The organism is Streptomyces sp. NPDC046759 (genome assembly GCF_040645475.1).
Classification (GTDB): Bacteria; Actinomycetota; Actinomycetes; order Streptomycetales; family Streptomycetaceae; genus Streptomyces.
In genome coordinates this window covers 630,168-636,835 of the sequence record NZ_JBEYYJ010000001.1, presented here as the reverse complement: position 1 = coordinate 636,835, position 6,668 = coordinate 630,168, and the positions used below count along the sequence as shown (strand labels likewise).

The window sequence follows — 6,668 nt, the reverse complement described above, 5'->3', positions numbered from 1 at the left end:
AGCTTCTTGCGGCCCTGAGGGCTCCGCACCTTCCGAATCTCGAAGTCCATCGCATCCCCTGAACTGGGGTGTTGCGACGACCACTAGAACGGAAGTGCTCGGTCCGGGGCCTTTTCCCTGGTGCCCCCGGCAGGATTCGACCCTGCGACACCCGCTTCGGGAGCGGGATCGAAACCTTGCCGGCGGATTCGCGGTCGATGCCGCTCATGACGCCTTGTGCCGGACCGTCCGCGCACGCATCGCGCACGCACGAGAGGGGTGTGCCCGGGCTCGCTGCCGGGCCCTCTGCGGAACAGGTGGGGCAACGCTGTTTCCGTGCCCTGGGTGCGCCCCAGGCTCCACGTGCGGCGCGCAGGAGCCGAACACTCAGGGGGTAGTGACCGGCAGGTGGTCAGTTGGCGGGCACCTCGAACCCAAGGGCGGTCAAGGCCTCCTCGGCGGCCTGCTGGTCCTGCTCGTAGCTGCCGCCGGAGACTCCGAGGCCGCCGACGCACCGGCCGTCGTCGACGATCGGGTAGCCGCCGCCGACCGCCATCAGACGCGGGTGCCCGGCCAGCGGCGCGACGCGCGCGTTGGCCAGGTAGTCGTTCCATGTGTGGGTGGGGATGTGGAAGGAGGCAGCGGTCCACGCCTTGTCGAGAGCGACCTCGGCGGTGAGGAAGGGGGCGTCGTCGGCCCGGTCGAACGCCTTCGGATGCCCGCCCGCGTCGGTGACGGCGACGGCTGCCGTGAAGCCGATCCGGGCTGCGGCGGTGTGCACCGCCGCGATGAGTGCGCCGGCCGCGGCCTGGCTGATCGAGGAGGCGGGGGACGACTTCTGGACCGTGTCAGTGCTCATGAGCTTTCCTTTGTTGCCGCGCTGTGCGCGTCTGCCCTGTGGGGTGAAGGGTGAAGCGGTCGCGGTCGCGTCAGCGCAGCGGTGAGGCAGGGGTGGGGACCACGCGGGTGACGACGGTCTTCTCGGGAATGAGCAGGGCGTAGACGGCCGGTCCGATCTCGTTCTTCCAGCGGTCGTGGTCGTAGACCGCGGCGTACAGGGCCTCGCTCTGGGCCTCGTCCTCGAACCGGCGGATCCACACATAGCCGTCCTGGTCCTGGGCGTCGACGAAGGAAGCGGTCACGTCCATGCCCAGCGAGGTCTGGAACGGAATGACGGTGTCCTCCATGTAGCGGACCCACTCCTCGCGGCGTCCGGGCTGGGCCTGGTAGCGGCGGATCTCGTAGTACACGGTGCTACTCCAAAGTGCATGCCGGGACGGTCAGTTGGCGACGGTGAGGACGAGCTTGCCGCGGGTGCGGCCCGCCTCGCCGCGGGAGTGGGCCACGTCGGCCCGCTCCAACGGGAAGCTCTCCTCCACCTCGACGGCGACATGGCCGGCGTCGATCAGGTCGGCGATCGTCGTCAGGGCCGCACCGTCCGGCTCGACCAGGAACGGGGTCACCCGCACGCTGGCCGCCTCGGCGGCCTGGGCCAACTCGTGAGAGACGCCGGCCGGGATCGCGACCAACAGCCCGCCGGGTCGCAGGACCTTCAGCGAGCGGGTGCTGGTGTTGTCGTGTGCGTCGCCCACCAGTTCGATGACGACGTCGACGTCGCCGGCGGCGTCCTCGAAGCGGGTGGTGGTGTAGTCGACGGTCTCGTCGGCGCCGAGCTCCTTGAGCCAGGGGTGGCGGGCGGCGCTGGCGGTGGCGATCACGTGCGCGCCCAGGTGCCGGGCGAACTGGACCGCGAAGTGACCGACCCCACCGGCGGCGGCGGTGACCAGGACGCGCTGGCCCGCCCGCACGTGGGCGGTGTCGACCACGGCCTGCCAGGCGGTCAGCGCCGCCAGCGGCACGGCGGCTGCGTGCACATGGTCGAGGGCGGCGGGCTTGCGGGCGAACTGCCGGGCCGGCGCGGTCACGTACTCGGCGTAAGCGTTCGCCGCGCGCGGGAACCACGGCATGCCGTACACCTCGTCGCCGGCCTTCAGCGTGGTCACACCGAAGCCGACCTCCTCCACCACACCGGACACGTCCCAGCCGAGGGTGAACGGCGGCTCCCCGAGCACCCCGGCCATGCCGGTGCCACCACGGGTCTTCCAGTCCACCGGGTTGATCCCGGCCGCGTGCACCCGCACCAGCACCTCGGTGGGCAGCGGCACCGGGCGCGGCACCTGCTGGACCTGCAGCACCTCCGGACCGCCGAAACCGTCCTGGACCACCGCGCGCATCATGTCTGCGGACATGCGTCATCTCCTGAGAAGGCATCCTGAAAAGGGCATCATGCGGGGGCCGTTGGCGGCTCTCTCGCTGACGTCGATGACGCTATCCCCGGGGATATAGTTACCTTCAAGGTCTAGTACTTCCCATTGGGAAGTGACCTGGTGAGGAGAGCGAGCATGACGACCACCTGCCCCAGCGGCCAGCACGCGCACCACGACGTCTACGCCGCCCAGTGCCCCTGCCGTGCCCTGCTCGACCTTCTCGCCAACAAGTGGTCCGCGCTGGCCATCGGCGCCCTCGAGGACGGACCGCAGCGGTTCGGGGAGATCCAGCGCAAACTCCAGGGCGTCAGCCCCAAGGTGCTCACCCAGACGCTGCGCCGCCTGGAAGACTTCGGCCTCCTCGACCGCACGATCTATCCCGCCGTGCCCCTGCACGTCGAGTATTCGCTCACCTCCCTCGGCCAGAGCGCCGCGATCCCGCTCAACGCGCTCCGTGCCTGGGTCGAGGACAACATCGACAACGCCCTCACCCCCGAGCCGGCTGTGCAGTAACCGGGCCGGCTGCGCACCAGCGAGGACGTCACCAACGCCTGAACCGGCGGCGGAACGGGGCCGACTCCCTTTCCACGGTTGCTACCGGCACGGACCGCTGTGCGGACTGGGAGGGGTACTTTCCGGCGTATGGTCGGAGGTGGTCGATCTCCGTCCTCTCCGCGTACTTCCCGCTCTCGCTCAGGAAATGACTGGCGTGGGGCTGACGTCCGTGTTCGTCAAAGGCCGTGTTCGTCAAAGGCCGTGTTCGTCAAAGGCAGCGCGGTCGGCGTACAGCTCGAAGAAGAGGCGCTGGTCCGGCGCTCCCTCGACCTCACTGCAGGCGTACACCGGGCGCGTGGGTCGTACCCGAGGACGGGGCGGCACTCGCCGTGCACATCATGCGTGACGGAGCTGGTGAAGCTCCCGCGGCACCCCGAATTCCGTCAGCGAGGGGCTGGCGCTCGTGAGGCTGACTGCACCGGTATGCGTAGCCTGCGCGCCGACCCGCGGTTCTATGAGGGTTCTCACGGCAATGCTGCTGGATTGACCGTTAAGGACTTGCTCTTGGTCGGGGCCTCTGCCCGGCGCTTTCGCCCCGGAACAGCACACCTGCTCCCCGCCGGCTTCGTGGACACGCCGTTGTCGGCCCAGCTGCTCGGCAACGCGCTCGATGCCCGCCGCGAGGAGCTGCACGCCACGCTCCCGATCCTGCGAACCCACCTCCCGGACGGTGATCGCCACCGTGCGGATGCGCCACGGCAAGACAGCCGAGTCTTCATGCCGCGCCCAGGCCGGCGACCGCCCCGGCACGGCGTCAGCCCAGCGGGTTGGTCGTGTCGCGGAGCGTGGTGAGGACGTGGGCGTACATGCGCGTCTTGATGGTTCCGAGGCTGTCGCCGGCCTTGCTCGCGTGGGCCTGGGCGAGTTCGAGGGCGGTGGTGCGCAGGGCGCCCTCGTCCATGGCCTCGTCGACGATTCCGGCGGCGGCGGCTTCCTGGCCGCCGAAGCGGCGGGCGGAGACCATGGCGTGCTGGGCCGTCTGCGGGGTCAGCCGGGACTGGATGAGGGCGGACATGCCGGGAGTGAAGGGGATGTTGATCTCTGCTTCGGGCAGGCACCAGAAGCCCCGGTCGCCGCGCATGAGTCGGAAGTCGTGGGCCAGGGAGAACATCGCTCCGGCGGCGAAGGTGTGTCCCTGCAGCGCGGCTACGGTGATCAGCGGGAGGGACAGGAACCTTGCGAACAGGCCGTGGACGGAGTTGACGTAGTCCAGGTGCTCGTCGCTGTGCGCTGCGAGCCATTCGAGGTCGAGACCGTTGGAGTAGAACTTCCCGGTCGCAGCGGTCACCAGGGCGCGTGGGCCTTCGGACTTCTCCACCTCGTCGAGGGCTGCGTTGACCGAGGCGATCCAGTCGGGGTGGAAGCGGTTCTCCCCGTCGCCGAGGTCGAGAACGAAGACGGCGTCGTGGCGGTCGAGCGTGGGCATGGTGGCTCCTTGGAGAGGTTTCGGTGGGGCAGGGCACATTGGCCGGGTGGGGCCGGGGTCCGCTGGGCTGCAGACCGGGGCCGCGGGCTGTCACCTTCCGGTGAACCGGGCCGGCCGGCGGCCGAGGAGCGAGGTGACGCCTCTGGCATGTGTCTCTCCGCTGCCGGAGCGGAAGTCAGCTGGGAAGTGCTCGCCGGACCCGGTGGCGCAGTGTGGCCGTGGCCAGCAGGCCCAGCGCCGAGCTCGCACCGGCAAGGAGGATGCCCGTGAGGGCCGGCCCTCCGGGAAGTGCGGACGCATGGATCCAGCGGATGGTGAAGTTGGTGGATGCCGCCACCGGGAAGCTGAAGATCCACAGTCCCGGATGGAACGAGGGCTGGCGCAGCTCCGGGAGGAGGAAGACGACGAGGAGGACCGTGAAGAACAGGGTCCCGGCGAAGCCGTAGCCGACGGCGTCGAAGACGCCCTTGTGGGCGGCGGTCCAGGCGATTCCGCCGGTCGCCGGTGGGATGGTCAGGACGGTGAGGGCCGGGCGGGCGGGCCCGGGCAGCGGGCCGCCGGTGACGAGGCCGCCGAGGATGACGGTGCCGAAGGCGAGCCAGTACAACAGCCCCACCGCGAAGGCGGCGTCGGCGACCCCGTGCAGCCCGAGCGTGGAGGCGACGGCACTCGCCACGAACGGTGCTGAGGAGACCGGCAGCAGGTAGCCCGGGTGCAGCACGGTTGCGCTCAGGGCCCCCGTGAGCCAGTGGGCGAGCAGGCGTGCGGCGAGGAGTGCCGCCATGGTGACGAAGACGGCGTAGGCCCACCGGGGGCCCGTGATCCCGTACCGCGAGAAGTGTCCTGCGATCAGCATGCCGATGATGGGGACGTACCCGAGGGCGAAGCCGTCGCCGGGATGGCGCAGGTCGTGGAGCAGGTTGCGCCATCGGGTCCCGCCATGGCGCAGGTACTGGGCCAGCAGCACCAACCAGATGAGACCGCTGACGGTGAACAGCGCGTCGCTGACCTGCAGAGCGTGCGGAAAGGTGGTCACCGCTGCCTGCCAGGCTCCGCCGAGGCCGGCGGTGCCGAGGGAGACGGACAGCAGTCTGATCCGTGCGGCGCGGGTCGCACGGGGACCGTTGACGTCGGAGACGGTGTCGGCGGCTGGACGCGCAGGCCCGCTGCCGTGCGGGGCCGTGCCGGTGTGCTCTGTCGTGTCGACCGTGTCGGTCATGGGGGAACCTCTAGGGGATTGCCGAGGGCGTGGGCCCGGACTCGTCTGTCCGGCGGCTCAGGTCGTCGGGTGGTCAGGCGTCCGTCTCGAGGACGACGCGGAAGCGTGCCTTGCCCGAGAGCATCCGCTCGTAGGCGTCCATGGCGTGGGTGAAGGGCATGGTCTCGGTGCTGGGGCGGATGCCGTGGGCGAGGCTGAAGGCGAGGTTGTCCTCGTTCTGGATCGACGATCCGGTCAGGCTGCCGACGATGCGGCGGGTGCCGAAGATCAGGTCGGCCGTGGCGGTCGTCAGCGGGTCGGGGGCGGCGCCGACGACCACCAGCGTGCCGCCCGGGGCCAGGCCGCGGACCAGGGGGTTCATGGACGTACCGCTCGATGCCGTGGCGACGATGACCGATGCGCCGCCCAGGTCGGCGAGCGCCGTGCCGGGGTCGGTGCCGGTGCTGTCGATGTACTCGTGGGCGCCCAGCTCCCTGGCGAGTTTCTCCTTCTCCTGGCCGCGGGCGACGGCGGCGACCCGGTGTCCGAGGCTGCGTGCGTACTGCAGGGCCAGGTGACCGAGCCCGCCGATACCCTGCACGGCGACCAGGGCGCCCGCGCGGGTGGGGGCCTGCTGGAGCGCGGTGAAGGTGGTCAGACCGGCGCACAGCAGGGGGGCCGCCTCCACGGCGGACATGCCGTCGGGGATGCGCACCAGTCCGCTCGCGCGGGCGTAGGTCACCTCCGCGTATCCGCCGTCGACGGTCGTTCCGGTCTGTTCCTGGTACAGGCAGTTGACGAAGTCTCCCCGGCGGCACGGTTCGCACTCCCAGCAGTGCCCGTTCAGGAAGCCGACGCCGACGCGGTCGCCGGGCCTCCAGGCCGTGACGCCCGGGCCGACGGCATCGATCACGCCGACGATCTCGTGGCCGGGGACGACGGGGCGTGACGGGTCGGCGCGCAGGCCCTCCACGGCCAGTACGTCGGAGTGGCAGACACCGCACGCCTCCACCCTGAGCCGGACGTGTCCGGGTTCCGGGTCCACCAGCTCGCGCTCGACGAGCCGGAGCTGGTGGACACCGGTCGCTTCGAATGCTCGGTACGCGGACATGACGCTTCTCCTCGGTGCTGCCTCTGCCGACACGAGGAGGGCCGAGGGCTTGGAACGGGGACTCGATTCAATATGACCGGTCACTTTAAATTTAGTCAAGCGGGTCCGGGGGCCGAACCCGCGAGCCATGGC

General features: G+C 70.3%; 7 protein-coding genes. 1 reads left to right on the top strand and 6 read right to left on the bottom strand.

What is annotated here, in order from left to right:
* Nucleotides 1-391 precede the first annotated feature (391 nt).
* From ABZ919_RS02875 to ABZ919_RS02865, 3 genes are all read right to left on the bottom strand, one after another.
* Nucleotides 392-838: a heme-binding protein gene (locus ABZ919_RS02875; RefSeq protein WP_361241747.1), complete on the bottom strand. Its 447-nt coding sequence runs from the start codon at nucleotides 836-838 to the stop codon at nucleotides 392-394.
* A gap of 70 nt (nucleotides 839-908) precedes the next feature.
* Entirely contained in the window at nucleotides 909-1,229 is a 321-nt protein-coding gene (locus tag ABZ919_RS02870) for an NIPSNAP family protein (protein WP_361241744.1), read from the bottom strand.
* Nucleotides 1,230-1,259: 30 nt separating this feature from the next.
* Nucleotides 1,260-2,228, bottom strand: a complete 969-nt coding sequence (locus ABZ919_RS02865) for an NADP-dependent oxidoreductase (RefSeq protein WP_361241741.1) — start codon at nucleotides 2,226-2,228, stop codon at nucleotides 1,260-1,262.
* Between the two features lie 153 nt (nucleotides 2,229-2,381).
* Here ABZ919_RS02865 and ABZ919_RS02860 point away from each other — a divergent pair, with 153 nt between their 5' ends.
* Complete coding sequence (locus tag ABZ919_RS02860) at nucleotides 2,382-2,759, top strand: helix-turn-helix domain-containing protein (protein ID WP_361241739.1); 378 nt, start codon at nucleotides 2,382-2,384, stop codon at nucleotides 2,757-2,759.
* Between the two features lie 796 nt (nucleotides 2,760-3,555).
* Here ABZ919_RS02860 and ABZ919_RS02855 read toward each other — a convergent pair.
* The 3 genes from ABZ919_RS02855 to ABZ919_RS02845 form a co-directional block, all read right to left on the bottom strand.
* Complete coding sequence (locus tag ABZ919_RS02855; protein WP_361241736.1) at nucleotides 3,556-4,227, bottom strand: enoyl-CoA hydratase-related protein; 672 nt, start codon at nucleotides 4,225-4,227, stop codon at nucleotides 3,556-3,558.
* 175 nt (nucleotides 4,228-4,402) lie between these two features.
* Complete coding sequence (locus ABZ919_RS02850; RefSeq protein WP_361241733.1) at nucleotides 4,403-5,446, bottom strand: hypothetical protein; 1,044 nt, start codon at nucleotides 5,444-5,446, stop codon at nucleotides 4,403-4,405.
* A 73-nt stretch (nucleotides 5,447-5,519) separates the two neighbouring features.
* On the bottom strand, nucleotides 5,520-6,536 hold the full coding sequence (locus tag ABZ919_RS02845) for an alcohol dehydrogenase catalytic domain-containing protein (protein WP_361241730.1): 1,017 nt from the start codon (nucleotides 6,534-6,536) through the stop codon (nucleotides 5,520-5,522).
* Nucleotides 6,537-6,668 lie beyond the last annotated feature (132 nt).

Coding starts and splice junctions, on each gene's coding strand:
- ABZ919_RS02875 (WP_361241747.1), bottom strand. CDS start 838: ATGAGCACTGACACGGTCCAGAAGTCGTCCCCCGCCTCCTCGATCAGC.
- ABZ919_RS02865 (WP_361241741.1), bottom strand. CDS start 2,228: ATGTCCGCAGACATGATGCGCGCGGTGGTCCAGGACGGTTTCGGCGGT.
- ABZ919_RS02860 (WP_361241739.1), top strand. CDS start 2,382: ATGACGACCACCTGCCCCAGCGGCCAGCACGCGCACCACGACGTCTAC.
- ABZ919_RS02855 (WP_361241736.1), bottom strand. CDS start 4,227: ATGCCCACGCTCGACCGCCACGACGCCGTCTTCGTTCTCGACCTCGGC.
- ABZ919_RS02850 (WP_361241733.1), bottom strand. CDS start 5,446: ATGACCGACACGGTCGACACGACAGAGCACACCGGCACGGCCCCGCAC.
- ABZ919_RS02845 (WP_361241730.1), bottom strand. CDS start 6,536: ATGTCCGCGTACCGAGCATTCGAAGCGACCGGTGTCCACCAGCTCCGG.